Genomic DNA, 18688 nt, shown 5'->3' with positions numbered 1-18688 from the left:
GCTTTTGGCTAACTTTTGTTGGAGACCTGCAAGCTTTCTGCTCTGGAACGGACAAACCCCTGGAGGGTTGTCGATCCAAAGTCTTGGACTGAAGTCAGACTCATTGAACCATTTTTTTATTACTGCACAAAAAATGCTACCTGATTTCAGATAGCATTTTTATTTGAAGGTCATCGTAACAGGCAGCAGAGCCTGGCAGGTTAGATTATATACCCCGGCCCTGTATAACCCTGAAAATGACAGCTATAACTGCGATCACTAGCAGGATGTGAATGATGCCGCCTGTGCTATAGCCAATGTATCCGACGGCCCAGGCAATTAATAAGATGACTGCGATGATGTAAAGAAGGTTTCCCATGACTTATTTGATTTATTGTTTAGTGAATGGCCAGACCGAGGGTGGAAACACCGCTTGAAAGATCAAGAAAGACTCCAACCTTTTTGTTGATATGATATTCGAGGCCCAGATGGACATCGAGGAACAAAGAGCGTCCTCCTTTGTAAATGTTTGTATCTCCCTGATAGCCGTCGTCCCAGCGGGACTTAACGATAGCAAAGCCCAGGGACCCTCCAGCGTAGAAGTCCCAGGCGGGAGCGGCATTCAGAAGCTCATCGAAATAATAGGTGCCTTTTACGCCCAGAGGAATCACTGTTTCTCTGTATTTGTAGTAGCGTGATGGTGTGTTGTTATTGCCCCAATAGTACCTGTTCGAATAGGTGTAAAAGCTGACGAAGGGAGCAAGAGTAAAGTTCGGCGCCACGTCAAATTCGTAGTTGAGACTAAGCACCGGCAGCGACTGGCCAATGTAGCCATAGTAGCCGGAATAGCCGCCCACACCCAGGCCAAGATTCAGGGTGTTTCCAAAGCTCTCCTGAGCCTTGCTTTCGAGTTGCATGAAGCCAAGCAAAATCGCCAGCACAATTAGTTTTTTCATGATGTGTACATATTGGTTGAGTGTGTCATCAGTAGTCCGAAATGGATGGGGGTGGCGTCTTTGCTATTTGACATTTTTCACTGTTAAATCCCTGAAAGCCTTGCCCAACTCGTCCATATCTCTGCTGAACTCAGTTTTGAATGACTCCCATTTCTCTTTGCCTTCTACTTTATAGTCGTCCATGGCCTTTTTCATGTCGCTGTTTTTCTGTTCCAGTGCGTCGATCTTCTTTTCGTATTCAGCCCTAACCTCTTTTTTCTCCCTGGTAATTCTGTCGTTGAATTCGGCAATAATCTTGCCGTTGGCGGCTACCTTTGCCGCCGTTTCTGCCCTGTATTTTTCTACGTCGGCCAGGTATTCTTTGGTAGCCTTGTCCAGGTCTTTTTTGGCTTCGATAACGTCTTGTTTGGCACTTTCAACTTTCTCCGCTTTAGAAGCAGGTGAGTGGCAGCTTGTTAAGCCCGCAGCGAACAGCAAGGCAGCTGCTGTAAATAGTACAAGTGATTTTTTCATGATGGATGTTTTTGGAATATTAAAAAGCGTCGACCGCTTCGTGATGTGTATTTTTACAATCCGGCAATCAGCTTTTGAAGCTCTTCCTTTGATTTGCCCAGCTTCACTTGCAAGCGGCCTAACAGCTCGTCTTGCTTGCCTTCCACCAGCAGTAGATCCTGATCGGTGAGGACGGCGAATTGCTGCTTCAGCTTGCCTTTGGTTTCATTCCAGTTGCCAGTTATTGTTGTTTTGTTCATGACTAGTTTGTTTAGCTATTGCTGTACAAAAGTGCGCTATCGGCTTCCACTGAGTGTTACACTATGTGAGGCAAGTGTTATAGATTTCACACTTACCGGTTTGGAGCCTTAGCCAAGTAGGGAGCGATTCTTTGAGTGGCCATTCATTCGGCCTGTTATGGAAATGGGTTGGGCATTGAGAGCAGGCATACGAGCTTCCCGAAAGCTGAAAAGCTTTCGGGAATTATGTGTCTTGAAAGACCTTGCTCATACAAGCCGGGTGAGTATTTGTGCAATCCAGGGGCTCCTTCGGGAAGGCCATTCCTCTGGTAACTAACAGGCTTTTGGAGTAAAATCAACTAACCAGGTAAAACGATTTCAAATCGGTAACTAATGAACTGTGCTAAGGCAAATTAATCCTCTTTGGGCCGGGGATATCCCTCTGCCGAGGTCAGCTCTTTTTGCCAGCCAACAAATACGCACCTCCACCCAACACGATAAGCACCACCCCCACGTAGGGAGACCAATTGACAGAATGGTTCTTGTCGGCACTAATTTCCAGGCTGCCAATGTCTACCACTTTCTCTTTAGTAACGAAGTTGACCCCGTTGAAAATGGTAATCAACACACCTACCGCCAGTAATACTAAACCTACTTTTTTCATAGTGACTCTTTTTTGAGATATAAACTGAAGCAGGCGTTTATAACAGAATAATTAGCAGCAAAAGGATGATAATAAGCGCTCCAACCGAAACGTAAACTCCTCCGCCTATGTCTCTAAGTCTCGACTTGGTAGCTTTCACTTCTTTTCTCAGCTCTTTCTTTTCCGAAGAGGTCATACCGGCCTTGTCAAGCGCATCAATTTCGCTTAGTCTGGCGAGCAGCGCATTGGCTTCGGCGGTTTCAGCCTCTGTGGGTACTGGTGCTGGTGCAATTGCATTTGATGCCGATACACTTCCCGGAAAAAGGATGAACAATAGCAATAATGTGGTCAGGGTCAATCTTATTTTTTTCATCTTAGTTGTTTTTACGGCCTCATTATTAAGACCTTAAGGTTGCATTTCTTTCAATAAAGTTCGGCATTGGCATCCGGCGAATAGTTACATCACAAGGGAAGATCTTTACATAAATCACACTTTTGACTCTTTGACGAGCCCGCACAGTGGCTAAAGCTGCGGGAGGAAGCAGATTGTCCCCAATTGGCCGTCAGTAAATCTTATTTTTGGGAATAGACAGACACAAAAAAAAGGCAATAACAATATTGCCTTTTTTGAAGAATAGTACTTAACCTAATCGCATTATAGAATCTTATGGGTACTGCGTCGGTTTTCAACGGCGTTGACCTATGCGTTCTTGATCAACCACGTTTCGAACCGGAACCACAGTTCTTATGACCCTCTTTTTCGTCCTTGTCGTCATAGTCCTCACGGTCGTGACCTCTGCCACCACGTCCACGTCCGTCATCACATTTGCGATGGAGCTTAATGTTTCCTCCCGTAAGGGTTCCAGAGATTGTGTAGCCATTAGATAGTTCAAGGCTAAAGCTGTCGTTGCGGCCCGGCTCACCATTGTCCACAAGAATCACCTTGTAAGACACTGTGCCAGCACCATCAAGTTTGGCAATTCCCTCAATCTGACGGGTTACTGCGTCAATGGCGATATAAGATGTTACACTGGTGCTTTTCACTTTCACACCACCATTGGTATGGTCGTCGAAAGAAAGATTACCCCAATATTTGCCGTTTAGAAGACCACCAGATACGCCGAAGGTGGCTTTCTCATTGTTTTGACCCTTGCGTCCGTTGTGATGGCCCTTGCTTCCACTTTCTCCCAGTATCCAGCCACCACCGGTGACAAAATCTCTGCACACTTTTGGAGGATCGGTGGTACCACCGGCGCCATTACAAGCGCTAATGTTGTTGGTGATCATCGTTACGGCTCCGTTCAAAGCCAGCATGCTGCCTGATACTGTTGAACCGTAGGTCATCGTGATGGTGGTATTAGCTATCACCGTTCCGATAAACTGTTCTCCATCAACCGTAGCTGATGAGCCCACAGCCCAAAACACATTGGAGCCATTGCAATCAGCATTTTCGTTGTTGATGGCGATAATATTTGATCCGGCCATCGTCACCAGGGTAGTGCCCGTTTGAAAGACAAATTCCGCATTGCTGTTGCCCTGAAAATCGAGGTACATGGTGCCGTTTACCTGCAGGTTGGCCGAAGGAGCGAAATTGTAAACACCGGGAGTAAAGGTGATGCCATCGAGCTGCGTAACGCCTGAATAAACAGTACCTGGTGCCTGGGCTGTCAGGTAATTGTAGGCGATTACTGCATCATTGTGCGCTTGTGCTGCCACAGGCCCGGCAGCGTAGATAATTCCACTTACCGTTCCAAGACCGGCAGTTACTGTTCCGGGACCCATGATGTTATTCAAAGGAGCCTGCAGGAAGCCCGTAATGGCGGTACCCGGGCTCACCCCAAGATTTCCTGTGATCACTGATTCCCCATCGTTAGTAACGGTGGTGCCTGCCAGCACAGCAAAATCAGCTGCACTTCCCATAGGAACCGAACTCAACGAAGACACGGATTGCTTGTGACTTCCTGTCTCAAGGAAGAATTCCCCGGCATTGGCTGGAAGTGGGTCTTCCTGCTGGCAACCGACAACAAAAACAGCCGATACAAGAGCAAAGGCTGCCAATAGACTTTTTGTTTTCATAATTATTTGTTTTAAGCACTGTTTCGCTGGTTGAACCGGGGCGATAAGAAATGCTGACCTGCCTGCGAACAGCATTTCAGGTGAGCAATGCCCCACTACAAAGCAGCGGTATTTCGAGCAGCAAAGCCTTACAGTCTTTCATGTGGATCTTATATAAATCACTGATTTTAAATAGTTTACAAGAGATTTCCAGAGAAATGTAAGGCTCGGAAAGCGACTACAAATGCCTTAAAACGGAAAAGGGCAGGAGTGAAAACACCCCGCCCTTTCCATTTAAAAAACTCAACCTAACTATATTATCTTATTGAGGCTGGACCACCACATTGGCATCAAGAATGACTGCCGTTTGTGCCAGTGCCCGTCCTTTCAGTGAAGCTCCGGTGCCCAGGGTGATACCAGTTTTGGATAGAATCACGCCCTCAAAATGGGCGGTTGTTCCAATGGTTACTTCGCCAGCCACCTGCCAGAATATGTTTTTGGCTTGTGCGCCACCACTCAATGTCACATTCACAGCTGAGCTCACAGTTAAATTCTCCGCAATCTGGAAGATCCAGATATCGTTGGCACCGCCGTTAATAGTGATACTTGCGGGCACAGTTACTGTGCTTGTCCACTTGTATACCCCTGGAGACAATGTTTTTCCTCCGATGTTTCCTGTGCTTAGCTCAAAGAAGTCGGGAGAAGGACGCCCGGCCGCATCGTTGTAAGCGGTGTTCATGTTGTCAATAGCAGTGGTCAGGTTACTTGACGTAGGCGACACCATGTCGGCGGCAAACACCCTTCCTGTTACCTGAGCCGAAGTGGCAAATCCGGTATCATCTGTCAACGCCAGTCCTGTGATGTACGATTCGGCCGCAGGGCTTATGCCCAGGTCACCAGTAATGGCTGAAGTGGGGCTATTGTTAATCGCAGTCTTCGCCAGCACCACATAGTTGGCTGAAGTACCCAGATCTACCGGCGCAATGGTAGCAGTGCTACCGCCAGTGGTAAATGACCATTCTTTCGCTTCGGCAATGGCATGACCTGCGAGGTCCTTCACGTCCTTGCTAATGATAGCCGTGTAAACTGTTCCCGCCGCTAAACTATTTGTAGGAGTAAACTTGGCCGTAGTGCCCTCGTAGGATACTGCTCCCGGCACATCTGTGCTTCCCTGCTTCAGTTGAAAGGTGGTCGTGTTCACTGTGGCAGGATCCATTTCTTCGCTGAATTCAAATTCAATTACTGCATTACGCTCAATGTCTGTGTCATCATTGGCGGGAGAAACCGATACTACTGTAGGGATACCCGGATCTACGTTGTCGTCGTCCTTATTACAGCCTACAAACAAAACTGCCGCTGCCAGGGCTACTGAGGCAAATGTTTTCTTCAAAATCATACATGTGTTTTTTTAACTTTCCGCTGTTGGCGGGGCTTCGGAGCATTTACCCAAAAGCCGCAAAGGTCGCATCTGACATGCAGGCGAACCTTCGATGATGCAAAGGTGGGTCAATTGCCGGGGCTTTTTATTACACTTTGCCTGAGGAGTCTTACATATTTCACATATACAAGGAACACGGGCCAGGGCTTTAATTAGCTGCGTAATGGCTGGCATGACTGGCATGAATGCGGGGAGCGAAAAAACAAAAAAGGGCAGGGTGATAACGCCATGCCCTTCTTTGCAGTACATCCAGCGATTGCCGTCGCCGTTTAAAGAAATTATTGTGGCTTCACCACGGTATTCTGATCGAGAATTACCGCAGTTTGTGCCAGCGCTATGCCATTCATTGAAGCGCCAGTTTGCAAGGTGATGCCAGTCATAGATAAGATGGTGCCCTCAAAGTGAGAGGTAGTGCCTATCACGACTTCACCTGCCACCTGCCAGAAAATGTTCTTGGCCTGTGCTCCACCAGTCAAAGTAATATTTACGGCTGAGCTCATGGTCAGGTCACCGCTGATCTGGAAGATCCAAACGTCATCGGCAGTACCCGAAATGACCAGGTCAGTTGGGATGGTCACAGTGCTAGTCCATTTGTACAAACCGGCCGCCAGGGTTTTTCCACCAATATTGCCCGTGCCCAGCTCTGAGAAGTCAGGCGTAGGCCTGCCCGCCGCATCGTTGTAGGCAGTGATCATATTTTCTACCGCTGTCGTCAGGTTGGTCGATGTAGGCGAAGCCATGTCGGCTGCATACACCTTGCCTGTTACCTGGGGAGAGGTAGCGTAACCTGTGGCGTTGGTCAGGGCAAAACCGGTGATGAAAGAAGTAGCCGCAGGGCTCAGGCCTAAGTCACCCGTAATCGCCGAGTTAGGGATGTTGTTGATGGCTGTTTTGGCAAGTATGGCATAGTTGCCAGCCATGCCCAAATTCACTACCGACAAGCCGGCAACAGTTCCGGTAGTAAATGACCACTCCTGGGCAGCTGCCAAAGCATTTCCGCCAAGGTCTTTCACACTAGAGGTTACAGTAGCCGTATACACAGTGCCTGCTGTTAAGAGCGCAGCGGGGGTAAATGTGGCAGTGGTGCCGCTGTAGGCTACTGCGCCAGTTACCAGTATGCTACCTTGTTTGAGTGTAAAAGTTGAGCTGTTGAAAGTTGATCCATCCATCGCTTCACTAAAAGTGACCGACAACACTTTGTTGCGTGCAACATTGGTAGCGTTGTTGAGGGGTGAGGTAGCAGAAGCCGTGGGAAGCACGTCGGTAGTAAACGACCATACTTTGGCCGATGCCAGTGCGTTGCCTCTCACATCAGTTGCGTCCGTAGTCACAGTGGCTGTGTACACTACACCAGCCATCAAACTGGCTGCAGGAGTGAATGTAGCTACCATGCCGGTATAGCTCACAGCACCCGTAACTATGGTGGTGCCACTTGCCAGCGTAAGTGAAGTAGTATTGATGGTTGAAGCATCCATCGCTTCGCTGAATGTAACCGAAACGACCTGGTTGAGAGATACATCCACCACATTGTTGAGAGGATTGGTGAGCGTTACCACAGGGGCAGTCGTATCAGGTGCCAGTCCGGTGGTAAAGCTGAAAGTGTAATCACTCTCAAGCGGCAAGCCGTCGGTGTCCATGGCACCTGTGTTAACAGTGGCAGTAAACAAAGTGCTGGCTGTAAGGTCATTGGTAGGTGTAAAGGTAGCAGTCGAGTCTGCGTATGTCACCGTGCCGGCCACTGCCTCCGTGCCTTTCATTAACATGAACGTAGTGCCGTTAATGGTAGCAGGGTCCATATTTTTATTAAACGAAACCATCACCGTCGAATTGGTTTCCACGTCCATGGCATCATCAGCCGGAGCAGAAGAAAGCGCTTGTGGAATTATTGGCGTTGGATCGTTGTCTTTGTCTTTGTTACAACCTGCCATCAGAACTACTGTTGCCATAGCAAAGGCAGCAAATGCTTTTTTCAATATCATACGTGTGTTTTTTTAAATGTCCGCTACTAGGGGGCCGGGGAGTATTTACTCATTAGCCGCAAAGGTGTGCGCCTGGTTAGCAGGCGGGGCTTTGATGATACAAAAGTAGGGAAGGCGTTGGGCAGATGTATTACACGCTGCCAGCAAAGAGTTACATATATCACTGGTTTTGACTGCACCACCGGGCATAGGAGAGAAGACCGACTGTTAGTAACCGACATGTCGTTCAACTTGCCTGAACCATTAAAGAGGTTACTCTCTGCGCTCCTGCAGAGAGTAACCTCTTTAATCGCTCCTGCAGTGAATAACCTCTTTTCGGCTGTGGACTAGTAACACGCCAGGGACATAGCCAAAGCCCCGGGGGATAGCTGACAAGCCATGCATGTGGAATATTTTGTATTGGGGCGTCCCCCGCCAGCCACATGCCGTTTGAAAGTAACCGGCCCGGTTGGCGGGGTCGGGCTATCCGCTGCAAGTCCTCAGGTGAGCACTTCGTGCCTCGTGCTTCACCCTCCGGGCTTTCCGCTGCTATCCCTCACGCAGGACATCCTGATTAAAGAGGTCGCTCTGTGCTTCAGGACAGAGCGACCTCTTTAATGGGCTTCAAGGGTAGCCTGCCGATCTGCCACTGCCTCCATCACTTCTATCACAGTCGTCACTCAGCGTAGCTTAAAAGATGTCCTCACACTGGAATATTTACATGCTTTTTGCATTGAAACCTGAATAGAAAAAATTTAAATTCTAACTTGGTTGGTCGGGAAACCGGGGACGTGCTATAACTGGGTGGACGGCTCAGCACAAATCAGACAGCTACCAGAATCGTAGGTGTTCTTTGAGATGGCAAAAATCCTTGAAGTTGATCCTAAAGATTTATTGAAAGCAGATGAATGAGTAAGGAAAATCAAATAGAAGAAAGTCTCATCAAACAGCTCCTTCGAATCGTTCGCCAGCAGCGCTTTCTGCTTGTCCGTCGCTTTCACAATATCGCCCTGGCTTTTTCAGGTAGGCCAGTAGGTCAAGGCCAGCTTTGTGGTTTCGGGCGCCTTCTTCCAGGCGGTTCATGTCGCTGAAAATATAGTCGAAGCCTTGTGTTTTGATAAAGTCAATGGCTTTTCGCCGGAAATTGATATTTTTAATGGCTATTGGCGCAACTTAAAACTTATCAATCATGTGTGGACAGTTGGGATACTTTTCAGAAAGGATGACTCGTGACGATTGGGCGGATGCCAGGGAAGACATGAAACATCTTCAAGAAATTCTTGATTCAACACCCGTTACCAAAACTTATCACAACCCTACAGGGTCGAGATGCTGGGCTATCCTTCAGGAGGATCCTGGTGAAATGATTCAGGCCCAATTCGGCTATTACCATGAGTACAAAGGGAAATTGAGCTGGCGGTTTAATGTTAGGAGCGAAGGTGGATTTCACAACCAGAGCGAAGACCCCAATTATGACGGCCCCTGGGAAATCTTCACTAACCCTTTTGCCCGTGAGCAAATTATTAAACGACGTTGCGTTGTTCCAGCGAATTTCTTTGTCGAACAACCACTTGGTGGTAAGCCAAAAAAGAAGTTTATCATCCGCAAAAAAACTGCTGAAGTTGAATACCCGGCCTTCTTCCTGGGTGCCATCTATGACTGGATAACCGACAAGGAAACAGGGGAACACTATCCTGGATTTTCTTTGATTACAACAGCAGCAGCTCCGATAATGAAGCCTGTCCTCCATCCAAGAAGCCCCCTTGTAATACCCCCAAAATTGGTTTACGATTGGCTCGATCCTCAACTCACAGAAGACCAAATAATTTCCTTCTTCGGGCCCTTTGACTCCTCTGGCTTCGAAACTTTTGAGGTGGATACCGTGATCGCAAAAAAGAAGCTTCCTATTCCAGAAGATGACGAGTCGCTGATAATGCCGATTTCGGAGATTTACCCTGGGTAATTTTCTTCGTGCCTCTACTGGCACTTAGCTGCCGCTAGCATAGATTGTTGAATGGAAAATCCTAGTATATCTTCTAAGTCTCAAACGAGGCAATTTGAACCAATTCCTTCATCAGAAGTAATAATGGCGCAGGTTGCGGTATGCGGTCCCGGGCTCAAAGATTGGTATTGGACAAAGCTTTCTTCCCTTGGTAAATTCTTGAAGACACTTCCGATTGAAATTAGGGTTTCAGTCGGATACGTTCCCCACGTTCAAAAGCGCAAGAGCACTCCGCACTCCTGTAAGAATGATGGGCAGAGGTTCTATTTGCAAATATTGGCGTTCACTACAAACAGCTCATTTACAAAGGACTTTTCAACGGTGGATGATTTGCTACTTTACTTGGATGGGGAGCCGAAGATTGGGATGTTCCTTAGGTATAGTTAAAGTCTTCCTAACTTCCTGGATTTTATATGCCGTACCTACGGCACTGGCAGGGCATTGGTATGGGTTGCGGGGTTACCGCTGTTTCGTCCCTACGGGACTGTTGCTCTGCGTTCCTCCTTTGTCCGCCGAAGCCTTTGGCGTAGGAGGATTCCTCTGCTGTATATTCTGTAAGCCTTTTTACCTGCCTGGATTTTATATGCCGTACCGACGGTACTGACAGGGCATTGGTATGGGTTGCGGGGTTACCGCTGTTTCGTCCCTACGGGACTCACTTTCTGGGCTTGTTGTTCGCTCTGCGGTGAATTCCATGGACCTTCAACGGCAGGCGGAAGGGTAAGCGGACGTTGCGTGAGGGATAGCAGCGGAAAGCCCGGAGCCCGAGGTACGAGAGTGAGGACTTGCAGCGGATAGCCCGACCCCCGCCAAACCACTTCTGTTAGTTTCAAACTGAACATCGCTGGCGGGGGGCACGCCCAGGCGTTTATCCCGGTTTTGGTCGCAAGCGACGCTGCAGCGAAAAAAGGACATAAAAAAAGAGCGATGAAAACCGCTCCTTTTTTGAATGCACCTAGTAATCAGCCTAAATGATTTGAAAAGTGATAGGAATACTGTATCTCACGTTCACTGGTTTGTCGTTTTGGCGGCCTGGTGTCCAGTTGGGCATAGCCCCAACTACCCTGACGGCTTCTTTTCTGAAGGCCTGGTCCACATCGGCACTGGTGGCGTCGGTTACTTCGATATTGCTTACTGAGCCGTCAACACCCACAACAAAGTCGACAAATACCGCTCCCTCCAGCTCATCCTTCTCTGCCTGCTCAGGATACACAATGTTGTCCCTCAGGTATTTTCTCATGGCCTTGTCGCCTCCAACGAAAACCGGATTCACTTCTGCCTTGCGATAGATAACGGTACCTGTGGGGTTGGTGTAAGTGGGCGTTTTCTCATACATTTCATCCCACGCTTTCATTCTTTTTTCTGCAATCATGGCAGAATCCTTTTTGATAAAGGCCCTTCTTTGCTCAATGGAAGACAGATTAACTGTTTCGGTAGGAGTTACTTCTACTTTCGTTTCCTCGCTACTTTTGTCAGTTTTGGTTCCGCACGATTGCGCTAAAAAGAGCACAGCGATCAATGCGAAAACTTTGATGTTTTTTTTCATGGTACTTCTGGTTATTAATTTCTTGGATGAGCATTGGAGCTTTTGCCTGTCGGGCATCTTGCAGGCCAGGGCTATTTGCTCCCTATTGCGGCTGTTTGGTTTACATTCGCAGCAACAGTGCAAAACTGAGAAGAGCAGGGGTGTGAAGTGTTATAGACTTAGCGGTAAGTATTACATTTATCACAGGTTTTCCAGGTTTCCCTTCCGCTTTTGTTTCAATTGGCGGAAGAAGGTGGGGGAGAGGCCTGTTACCTTCTTAAACTGATTCGAGAGGTGCGCCACGCTGCTATAGTGCAGCTTGTAGGAGATCTCAGTGAGGTTGAGCTCATCGTAAAGCAGCAGCTCCTTTACCCGCTCAATCTTGTGCATAATGATGAACTGCTGGATAGTGATGCCTTTTACTTCGGAAAAAATATTGGAAAGGTAGGTGTAGTCGTAGTCAAGCTTCTCACTGATATAGTCGGAGTAATTCACTTTGGGGAGTTCATCTGTATAGTGGATCATTTCGATGATCACATTCTTTATCCTATCTATCAGAATGCTTTTTTTATCATCCAGCAGCTCCAGCCCCGATTTTAATAGGTTCAGTTTCAGTTTTTCCCGCTGCTCCTCGGTGATGTCTTCCAGCACATCCACCATGCCGAGGTCGAGTACCACATAATGCAGGCCGAGTTTCTCCAACTCTTCCTTCACCTGCAGTTTGCACCGGAGGCTGACCATGAATTTAATGTACAATTTCATTGAATATAGCTGGAATTTGAAAGTACTGGAATAAGAGGGTATTACTTTAATTAGGTTTATCCATTGAAGTGCATTGAGTGCTTGTTTTGACTATGCGGCCCGAAGGAAGTTCACTTTGCTTTTGTGAGGCATGTACTTTTTTTCAACCGATGGCCAATGGTTGCTTTGACGACTTCTAAGATCAAAGATAAGCATTTTTATACTTTGAATATTTTAATCAGCCCCAGGGGCCATTAGAGTGACTAAGTGCAGGCAAACCGTGGTAGGGGGATTGGTTGAAAAAATGTTCAGGGGGAGCCGTTTTCGGAGGTCTGTTGGCAGTTTTGGTGCTCAGCGGCATGGGAAACAGATGTAATTGAATAACTTGGTATAAATAAGACACCCTGTAAATCGCCTTCCATGAAAAGAAACACTATTCAAGCCACTAATCTGCTGATTTTTCTATTTGCACTGATCTCGCCTGAAACATTTTGTCAGCAGCCGACAAAGCCCTTCCCCTGGCCCGAGGCCAAGCAAGCCGCCATCAGCCTCAGCTTCGACGATGCCAGAGCCAGCCAGGTGAACGGTGGCACTGCCCTGCTCGACAAGTATGGCGTGAAAGCCACCTTCTACCTGGTGCCAGCAGCGGTGAAAAGCCAGCTCAGCGGCTGGAAAAAGGCGGTGGCCTCAGGGCATGAAATCGGCAATCATTCTCTTAATCATCCGTGTTCGGGCAATTTTGTGTGGTCTCGCTCAAAAGCATTGGAAGAGTACACGCTCGGCAAAATGGAAGAGGAACTCGTGGAGGCAAACAAGCAAATCAAAGAGATGCTGGGCGTCGACTGCAAGGTGTTCGCTTACCCTTGTGGGCAAACTTTTGTGGGCAGGGGGGAGGGCACCCAAAGCTATGTGCCGATTACAGCAAAGCTGTTTGACAACAGCAGAGGCTGGATGGATGAAGCGGCCAATGACCCTTCCTACGTTGACTTTGCGCAGCTCACAGGCGTGGAGAGCGACGGCAAAGACTTTGATAAGATATTGCTGCTGATCGAACAAGCAAAAAAGTCGGGACAATGGCTGGTGCTGGCGGGCCATGAAATGGGCGAGGGAGGTGACCAAACCACCCGACTCGCAATGCTGGAAGAGCTGATGAAATACGCTGCTGACCCAGCTAACGGCATTTGGCTGGCACCAGTGGGCACGGTAGCCGACTATGTCTCCAGCAAGCGATAGTATCTGCAAAAAAATACCTAACCAGCCCAGCTGCTGAAAATACAGACCCGGGCTGATCAGGTTCCCTTTTTAATTACATCGTGTAATTAATCTTCAAAAAACCGGACTACACCGGTTTCAACATCATACATGCCGCCAACGATCCCAATTTCTCCTTTGCTAAACATGTCGTTGAGAATAGTACTTCTGCTTTTGATATTGCCTATCGTCATTCTCACATTCATTTGAGCGACGTTGTCTACGAAGTCAGCGTTGCCAGAATTCCTGTTTTCGCTCGGCTCCTTCACAGCCTCCACCGCAGGCTTGAGTTTGCTCATGAGGGCTGTCAGGTTGCCCATGGTCACATTGTCGCATACTCCTTTGATGGCGCCGCATTTGCTATGGCCCAACACAACCACGAGCTTAGACCCGGCTATTTTGCAGGCAAACTCCATGCTGCCCAGTATGTCTTCGTTGACGAAGTTGCCAGCGATACGCACGCTGAAAATGTCACCCAACCCCTGGTCGAACACCAACTCTGCTGAAACCCTGGAGTCTATGCAGCTAAGAATAACGGCAAAAGGCCACTGCCCCTCGCTCGTATCGTTGACTTGCTCCAACAGGTTGCGGTTGGCTTTAAGGTTGTTTTGGAAACGTTCGTTTCCTTGCTTGAGAAACTCCAGCGCCTTTGCAGGAGTCATTGTGGCTTGAGTTTCTTTAGTATGTGCTTTCACAGTTTCTTGTTAGTTAAAATGAATGGAATTGTTGTGATGGCGTGCAGTGTAGCCGCAGAAGCCCTATGATCTGAACGTTTGCGTTCCTTCTTCTTTCCAGTTTGTTAATATAAGCATATTTAGTATGCTTACAGGTGCTGAACGGGAAAGAAGCACAGACCGAAGAGTGCATTAACAAAAGGCTTGTGGAGGCGGGGAAATTACCTCAAAATGTAGGTTCTTTTGCGATGACCTCTTGTATACAAAATAGCGGTCATGAACACTGACCGGGGCGTTGTTGAAAACCAGCTGATGCGCTGAAAAGAATTTTTCTACTTCCTCACCGCTGTTGTCGTTCTTTTCTTCGCCACCGCTTTCGGTTTCACCCAACTCGGTTAATTCGATGTCTTCCAATGGAGTACTGTCGTTAGCCAAAACCAACAAGACAACCTGGGCCTCGGTCGCTATGAGAAGGCTTAGCAAAGCAATAGATAGTATTTTAAATAGAAATTTCATTTAAGCCGCCACTTGGCATTGCTGAATATGGTCAAAAATAGTGATAATTTGAAAATGAACCCTACCAATATGGCCTTGCTTTTAATGCTAATCAAATTTTAACAGGTATGTTTTTTATGAAAGAAGCGCTCTTGGTTCAGCAATGATGTCTGACAGCACTTCATTGGCCTTCACAATGAATTCAGTGCGCCTGGTTACCTGGCCTACTGGCAGCGTTAGAACAATGTAAAGGCAGATCGTACCGCCATCAGCCTGAATTTGAGTCTTTGGGGATACTTTCTCGCTCACTATCGATTTTGCCAATTCATCCAACTTATCCATCCTGGCCTGAATATCCGGAGGAATGATTTTGACGGGGAATTTTACCGTGTGCATTACCCGGTTTTTGCCCATGTTGATGATGGCTTTGCTGAGCAGGGTATTGTTTGGCACTTTGATAAAATCTGTGGCGCCTGGGTTTTGTAAAGTCACGAAGAAAGTGCCGATGCGTTCTACAGTGCCTGCCTCATCTCCAATTTTCACATAGTCACCTATGCGAAAGGGATGTTTGGTGAGAATAATAAACCACGCAAAATAGGAGTTAATGACGTCCCGAACGGCAAAGGCTACGCCCGTGGTGATAAGGCCCAGGAAAATGGTGATGTTTTCAATCTCCAATCCCATTTTCCAGAATACGACGGCCGCTACGAGCAGATAAAGAGTGTTGGAGTAAATTTTGGTAAAGAGAATCCGCTGCTCCAGGTCAACTTCATCGTCGTTGAACCGGAAGACCCGATTTTCGGTAAGGCGTAAAACAATGGTAACGACAATAAGTGAGCCGAGGGTCCACAGCACGACTTCAAAAGACTTATCGAGGTAGGTTGGAATCGTAATATAACCCAGGTTGTCGGCCCATTTCAGCCCTTCTTCGATGCCGAGAAAAATAAGCAGGAAGAAAATCCTGCGAAGAAGACGGAAGTTTCTTAGTTTCTTAAAATCCACAAATCGCTTGGCCATGGAATAGTGTTTTAATGGCGATGCAAATCTATGGAACAACGACAGTTATTTAAACTATGGAATCAAATTAGTGCAACAGGCTATTTGACAATTTTCCTGGGGATGGCCGCCGGCAATCGGCTGAGCATTTCGTTGTTGATCAATTGAGTCACGTTTGTGAAAGAGCTGATATTGATGGTGTTGTTTTTCTGCCGACCTACGAGCACCACCTCGTCGCCCACTTCTACGCCAGGTATATGGGATACATCTACCATAAACAGGTTCATGTTGATTAGCCCTACTATCGGGGCTTTTTTGCCGTGAATGAGCACATGCCCCCGGTTAGACAGCGCCCTGGGGTAGCCGTTAGAGTAGCCCAACGGCATCACAGCCACCTTCATTTTCTGCGTGGCCTGATAGGAGGTACCATAGCCAATAAACTCACCAGGGTCTATGTCACGCACGTCCATTACATCCGTCTTCCAATTGAAAATCCTTTTCAGAGCCCCATCGGACGGCTTGCCTGTTTCCTGCAAGTGGGTGTAGTAGATATCCGGGCTCGGCCAAAAACCATACTGAGCCACGCCAATCCTCACCATGTCATATACAGTGTCGGGCATCGCCAATGCAGCGGCTGAGCAGGCGATGTGCCGGTACTCGGGCATGATGCCCTTTTGTTTGCACTCCCGAAGGAAGTCCTTGTAACGCTTGTGCTGAGAGGTGATCTTGAATTGGTTAGCGAAGCTTTCGGCACCGCCGAAATGCGTACATAGCCCTTTGAACTCGACATGGGCTGCGTTTTTCTTGAGGAAAGTGAGCGTTTTTGGAAACTCCTTAGCATTCATGCCCGTGCGATTGGCACCAGTTTCTACTTCAATGTGTACCATTGCACGCTTCCCAAGTCCTTTCGCTACTTCCATTGCCAGAGGTAGCCGGGCGTAATTGAAAACAAAAAATTCAATATCGTTTTCAATGGCCCACTCGATGTCCTGGTCGTACAATATGCCCATGATCATGATGCCACCCTTTTCCGACTTGGCAGCCAACACTTCTTCGGCTTCAAAAGCTGATGCAGTAGCAAAGTGATCAACGCCTGCCTTTTCAGCCATCTTCACAAATTGTGCGATGCCATGGCCATAGGCGTTGGCTTTCACCACAGATGAAATCCTTACGTCAGGCCCAATCTTTTTTCTGATGAAATTGATATTTTTCACCAGAGAAGATTGGCTCAGCTCAATTCTCGACGAGTGTCTTACCATAATTTGGTTTGTTGATTCCAGACATATGATTTTCCCCAGCTTTCCTTAGCCAGGGGCTCTACCTTGGCAATTTCCTCTTCCGGCACCTTGCTCAACCAGCTTTTTACGTCCAGGGCGCTGTAGTGGAAGGCATACACCCTGGCAACGAACTGATAAAATGGCAACGATGATTCCCCGGCCTTCTCGCCATTTCCAAACACCGTGGGTTTAATTCCCTGGCCCCAATCCTGCCGACCCTCATTGTTGGGGTTAAGGAAGTAGGCTCTCATTTCGCCTTTTTTGTTTTTATCTACCCGAAGCAGCGAGATGGCATGAAGGCCTACCATCACTCCTTTGTTGGTGGTAAGGAAAATGCCGACGGGATTGGGGTACACCATTTGGTGCTGACCATTGTAGTCGGGGTGGAAGGCGGCGTAAAAGATCCTGACGAACCCTTCAAAGTCAACGATTGAATTGCTCGGGTAGTCGTAGCACGAAGCAAAGCCCACGTGCACCCACTGGCCGTACATGGCAGGGTTTACCCATTTGTGAGGATCCTCTCCCCGAAATGACGAACGTTTCATCATCTCATTGTAGATTTTATCCAAATGAGGCACGAGTACTACCGACACCACATCAAGGTTGTGATCCAGGTTGTCGAGCAGCCCTTTTCCCAGCTGGTTGGAGGTCAGGTCCTGATTTTCAAAACGCATAACCAGATCGTTCTGCGTGGCCACCGTAATGATCATATCGATGAGCATGGCCGGGGCATGTTGGCTCCACATGCTGATACCCCTGGCCGACTGGCAGGTGGGGTTGTTGCCCTGGCCAACACCAAGGTGCTGCCCCAGCACTTTGATGGTGCCACCGATCAGGTACTGCAATACGGTTACATCAGCATCTTTGTTGATCAGTGACTTGCTAATCCGCTTCTCCACCATACTGTGGATCTTAACTTTGCGGAGGTTCTCGAGACCCACCCTGACAGGCCGGCGGGAAAACAAGCTTTTTCCCAACATTCGGGCCAGTCCATAAATGCACTGGCAATTGTCGGGGCTGACCGTTTCATTGATCAGCGTGGAAATCAATCCATGAAATTTTTCCCATTCCGCTACGCCCCGGTCATTGAGGTGGAGGCAAACAGGAACCAGGTCTTCATAGTCAGCAACGAGCTTTTTGAGTAGCAGAGAGTGGTAGCCACTCACCAGGCCAGTGGCGTTCATATGGTCGCCCATGGATCTGGCTTCTCTTTCCAAGGTAGCCACGCTGCTTTCCGAAAGGAAATGCTCGTAATCCTTGAGGCTGGCATTGTTTCTTGCGCCTTCTGAAGGAGCATAAATAGCGTTGATGTACAGCCGAACCGACCGATCCGTTTCGGAGTCTCCCGAGGTATCAAAACGCTCATTGACCAACCGGATCAGCTCTCTGGCTTTGCGGGTCATAATAGGCCGTTGAGCACAAATGAGCCGAATTTCCTCGGCGAGCTTTTCATACACACCCTGCAGGTCGATTTCTGAGACGATGAAGCCAAAGAGATTGAACGCCTTTTTTAATTCTCTCACCGGCATTGCAAGGCGGGTTTCCTCTGAAACATCCTGATGAGCAAACTCAAGGTTGTGCACCATCACCTCTTCCAGAAAGCTTTGAGCGTCTTTCTGCGATATTTTGTCGCTTTTTTCAATGCCGGTTGCAAAGGCTAACAGCCGCAGCTCAGACAGAATTTCGAAGCTGGAGGTGGGGTGACCTACTTTCAAAGTGCCTTTCACCAGCTGGGGAATGAGCTTGTCAGGCTCACTCCAAACTGTATTGTTAAAAATGCCTGCCCGATCGAGCTCACCAATTTTCTGAAGCAGGTAGACCAGCCCGTTCCTTGATTGGCTGAGTATATCTACCTGGCTTGCCAGTTTGGTAGCTTTCTCCTGCTTGGTTAACTCAATTGACTCTTTAAACTCTTCTAAACTCTTCTCAAAATTTTCAAATATCCTATCGGATGCTATTTCCATATG

Annotated in this window: 19 protein-coding genes; 2 read left to right on the top strand and 17 right to left on the bottom strand. The window is 47.9% G+C overall.

Annotated elements, in window-relative coordinates; translation table 11 throughout:
• Nucleotides 1-205: 205 nt before the first annotated feature.
• From AAC052_RS11065 to AAC052_RS11020, 10 genes are all read right to left on the bottom strand, one after another.
• The gene (locus tag AAC052_RS11065; RefSeq protein WP_339813235.1) at nt 206-358 is read right to left on the bottom strand and encodes a lmo0937 family membrane protein; all 153 of its coding nucleotides are present in this window, start codon (nt 356-358) and stop codon (nt 206-208) included.
• A gap of 19 nt (nt 359-377) precedes the next feature.
• Complete coding sequence (locus AAC052_RS11060; RefSeq protein ID WP_339813233.1) at nt 378-935, bottom strand: hypothetical protein; 558 nt, start codon at nt 933-935, stop codon at nt 378-380.
• Between the two features lie 63 nt (nt 936-998).
• A complete protein-coding gene (locus tag AAC052_RS11055) occupies nt 999-1448 on the bottom strand; it encodes a hypothetical protein (protein ID WP_339813230.1) in 450 nt (149 codons plus the stop codon).
• 53 nt (nt 1449-1501) lie between these two features.
• Complete coding sequence (locus AAC052_RS11050) at nt 1502-1687, bottom strand: CsbD family protein (RefSeq protein ID WP_339813228.1); 186 nt, start codon at nt 1685-1687, stop codon at nt 1502-1504.
• Between the two features lie 430 nt (nt 1688-2117).
• On the bottom strand, nt 2118-2330 hold the full coding sequence (locus AAC052_RS11045) for a hypothetical protein (RefSeq protein WP_339813226.1): 213 nt from the start codon (nt 2328-2330) through the stop codon (nt 2118-2120).
• A gap of 37 nt (nt 2331-2367) precedes the next feature.
• Nucleotides 2368-2682, bottom strand: a complete 315-nt coding sequence (locus tag AAC052_RS11040) for a hypothetical protein (protein ID WP_339813224.1) — start codon at nt 2680-2682, stop codon at nt 2368-2370.
• Between the two features lie 341 nt (nt 2683-3023).
• Entirely contained in the window at nt 3024-4385 is a 1362-nt protein-coding gene (locus tag AAC052_RS11035) for an ice-binding family protein (protein WP_339813221.1), read from the bottom strand.
• A 301-nt stretch (nt 4386-4686) separates the two neighbouring features.
• On the bottom strand, nt 4687-5760 hold the full coding sequence (locus AAC052_RS11030) for an ice-binding family protein (protein ID WP_339813218.1): 1074 nt from the start codon (nt 5758-5760) through the stop codon (nt 4687-4689).
• A gap of 320 nt (nt 5761-6080) precedes the next feature.
• Complete coding sequence (locus tag AAC052_RS11025) at nt 6081-7781, bottom strand: ice-binding family protein (RefSeq protein ID WP_339813215.1); 1701 nt, start codon at nt 7779-7781, stop codon at nt 6081-6083.
• Nucleotides 7782-8702: 921 nt separating this feature from the next.
• Nucleotides 8703-8843 (bottom strand): hypothetical protein, encoded by a 141-nt coding sequence (locus AAC052_RS11020; protein WP_339813212.1) that lies wholly within the window; start codon nt 8841-8843, stop codon nt 8703-8705.
• Nucleotides 8844-8949: 106 nt separating this feature from the next.
• On the opposite strand from AAC052_RS11020, the gene AAC052_RS11015 reads away from it, so the two are divergent.
• A complete protein-coding gene (locus tag AAC052_RS11015) occupies nt 8950-9723 on the top strand; it encodes an SOS response-associated peptidase family protein (RefSeq protein ID WP_339813210.1) in 774 nt (257 codons plus the stop codon).
• Nucleotides 9724-10729: 1006 nt separating this feature from the next.
• Here the strand turns inward: AAC052_RS11015 and AAC052_RS11010 are convergent.
• Together AAC052_RS11010 and AAC052_RS11005 are read right to left on the bottom strand one after the other, a co-directional pair.
• The gene (locus AAC052_RS11010) at nt 10730-11308 is read right to left on the bottom strand and encodes a TonB family protein (RefSeq protein ID WP_339813207.1); all 579 of its coding nucleotides are present in this window, start codon (nt 11306-11308) and stop codon (nt 10730-10732) included.
• 180 nt (nt 11309-11488) lie between these two features.
• Nucleotides 11489-12049: an AraC family transcriptional regulator gene (locus AAC052_RS11005; protein WP_339813205.1), complete on the bottom strand. Its 561-nt coding sequence runs from the start codon at nt 12047-12049 to the stop codon at nt 11489-11491.
• Between the two features lie 399 nt (nt 12050-12448).
• Between AAC052_RS11005 and AAC052_RS11000 the strand changes: the two genes are divergently transcribed.
• Nucleotides 12449-13261 (top strand): polysaccharide deacetylase family protein, encoded by an 813-nt coding sequence (locus AAC052_RS11000; RefSeq protein ID WP_339813202.1) that lies wholly within the window; start codon nt 12449-12451, stop codon nt 13259-13261.
• An 86-nt stretch (nt 13262-13347) separates the two neighbouring features.
• Here AAC052_RS11000 and AAC052_RS10995 read toward each other — a convergent pair whose 3' ends face one another.
• The 5 genes from AAC052_RS10995 to AAC052_RS10975 all read right to left on the bottom strand — a co-directional run bounded on the left by AAC052_RS10995 (nt 13348) and on the right by AAC052_RS10975 (nt 18685).
• Nucleotides 13348-13974, bottom strand: coding sequence for a carbonic anhydrase family protein (locus tag AAC052_RS10995; RefSeq protein ID WP_317492337.1), 627 nt, complete (start codon nt 13972-13974; stop codon nt 13348-13350).
• 171 nt (nt 13975-14145) lie between these two features.
• Nucleotides 14146-14469 (bottom strand): hypothetical protein, encoded by a 324-nt coding sequence (locus AAC052_RS10990; RefSeq protein WP_317492336.1) that lies wholly within the window; start codon nt 14467-14469, stop codon nt 14146-14148.
• A 114-nt stretch (nt 14470-14583) separates the two neighbouring features.
• A complete protein-coding gene (locus AAC052_RS10985) occupies nt 14584-15465 on the bottom strand; it encodes a mechanosensitive ion channel domain-containing protein (protein WP_339813199.1) in 882 nt (293 codons plus the stop codon).
• An 80-nt stretch (nt 15466-15545) separates the two neighbouring features.
• Nucleotides 15546-16703 carry an alanine racemase gene (alr, locus tag AAC052_RS10980; RefSeq protein WP_317492334.1) on the bottom strand — a complete coding sequence of 386 codons (1158 nt, stop codon included), beginning with the start codon at nt 16701-16703 and terminating at the stop codon, nt 15546-15548.
• Nucleotides 16697-18685, bottom strand: coding sequence for a hypothetical protein (locus AAC052_RS10975; RefSeq protein WP_339813196.1), 1989 nt, complete (start codon nt 18683-18685; stop codon nt 16697-16699). The genes alr and AAC052_RS10975 overlap by 7 nt, the downstream gene beginning before the upstream one ends.
• Nucleotides 18686-18688: the final 3 nt, after the last annotated feature.

Source organism: uncultured Imperialibacter sp., assembly GCF_963974565.1.
In the GTDB taxonomy this organism is placed as follows: Bacteria; Bacteroidota; Bacteroidia; order Cytophagales; family Cyclobacteriaceae; genus Imperialibacter; species Imperialibacter roseus.
This window is presented reverse-complemented; position numbering and strand designations above follow the sequence as displayed.

Excerpts from the sequence above, each read along its gene's own strand:
- AAC052_RS11065 (WP_339813235.1), bottom strand. The coding sequence starts at position 358 with ATGGGAAACCTTCTTTACATCATCGCAGTCATCTTATTAATTGCCTGG.
- AAC052_RS11060 (WP_339813233.1), bottom strand. The coding sequence starts at position 935 with ATGAAAAAACTAATTGTGCTGGCGATTTTGCTTGGCTTCATGCAACTC.
- AAC052_RS11055 (WP_339813230.1), bottom strand. The coding sequence starts at position 1,448 with ATGAAAAAATCACTTGTACTATTTACAGCAGCTGCCTTGCTGTTCGCT.
- AAC052_RS11050 (WP_339813228.1), bottom strand. The coding sequence starts at position 1,687 with ATGAACAAAACAACAATAACTGGCAACTGGAATGAAACCAAAGGCAAG.
- AAC052_RS11045 (WP_339813226.1), bottom strand. The coding sequence starts at position 2,330 with ATGAAAAAAGTAGGTTTAGTATTACTGGCGGTAGGTGTGTTGATTACC.
- AAC052_RS11040 (WP_339813224.1), bottom strand. The coding sequence starts at position 2,682 with ATGAAAAAAATAAGATTGACCCTGACCACATTATTGCTATTGTTCATC.
- AAC052_RS11035 (WP_339813221.1), bottom strand. The coding sequence starts at position 4,385 with ATGAAAACAAAAAGTCTATTGGCAGCCTTTGCTCTTGTATCGGCTGTT.
- AAC052_RS11030 (WP_339813218.1), bottom strand. The coding sequence starts at position 5,760 with ATGATTTTGAAGAAAACATTTGCCTCAGTAGCCCTGGCAGCGGCAGTT.
- AAC052_RS11025 (WP_339813215.1), bottom strand. The coding sequence starts at position 7,781 with ATGATATTGAAAAAAGCATTTGCTGCCTTTGCTATGGCAACAGTAGTT.
- AAC052_RS11020 (WP_339813212.1), bottom strand. The coding sequence starts at position 8,843 with ATGAACCGCCTGGAAGAAGGCGCCCGAAACCACAAAGCTGGCCTTGAC.
- AAC052_RS11015 (WP_339813210.1), top strand. The coding sequence starts at position 8,950 with ATGTGTGGACAGTTGGGATACTTTTCAGAAAGGATGACTCGTGACGAT.
- AAC052_RS11010 (WP_339813207.1), bottom strand. The coding sequence starts at position 11,308 with ATGAAAAAAAACATCAAAGTTTTCGCATTGATCGCTGTGCTCTTTTTA.
- AAC052_RS11005 (WP_339813205.1), bottom strand. The coding sequence starts at position 12,049 with ATGAAATTGTACATTAAATTCATGGTCAGCCTCCGGTGCAAACTGCAG.
- AAC052_RS11000 (WP_339813202.1), top strand. The coding sequence starts at position 12,449 with ATGAAAAGAAACACTATTCAAGCCACTAATCTGCTGATTTTTCTATTT.
- AAC052_RS10990 (WP_317492336.1), bottom strand. The coding sequence starts at position 14,469 with ATGAAATTTCTATTTAAAATACTATCTATTGCTTTGCTAAGCCTTCTC.
- AAC052_RS10985 (WP_339813199.1), bottom strand. The coding sequence starts at position 15,465 with ATGGCCAAGCGATTTGTGGATTTTAAGAAACTAAGAAACTTCCGTCTT.
- alr (WP_317492334.1), bottom strand. The coding sequence starts at position 16,703 with ATGGTAAGACACTCGTCGAGAATTGAGCTGAGCCAATCTTCTCTGGTG.
- AAC052_RS10975 (WP_339813196.1), bottom strand. The coding sequence starts at position 18,685 with ATGGAAATAGCATCCGATAGGATATTTGAAAATTTTGAGAAGAGTTTA.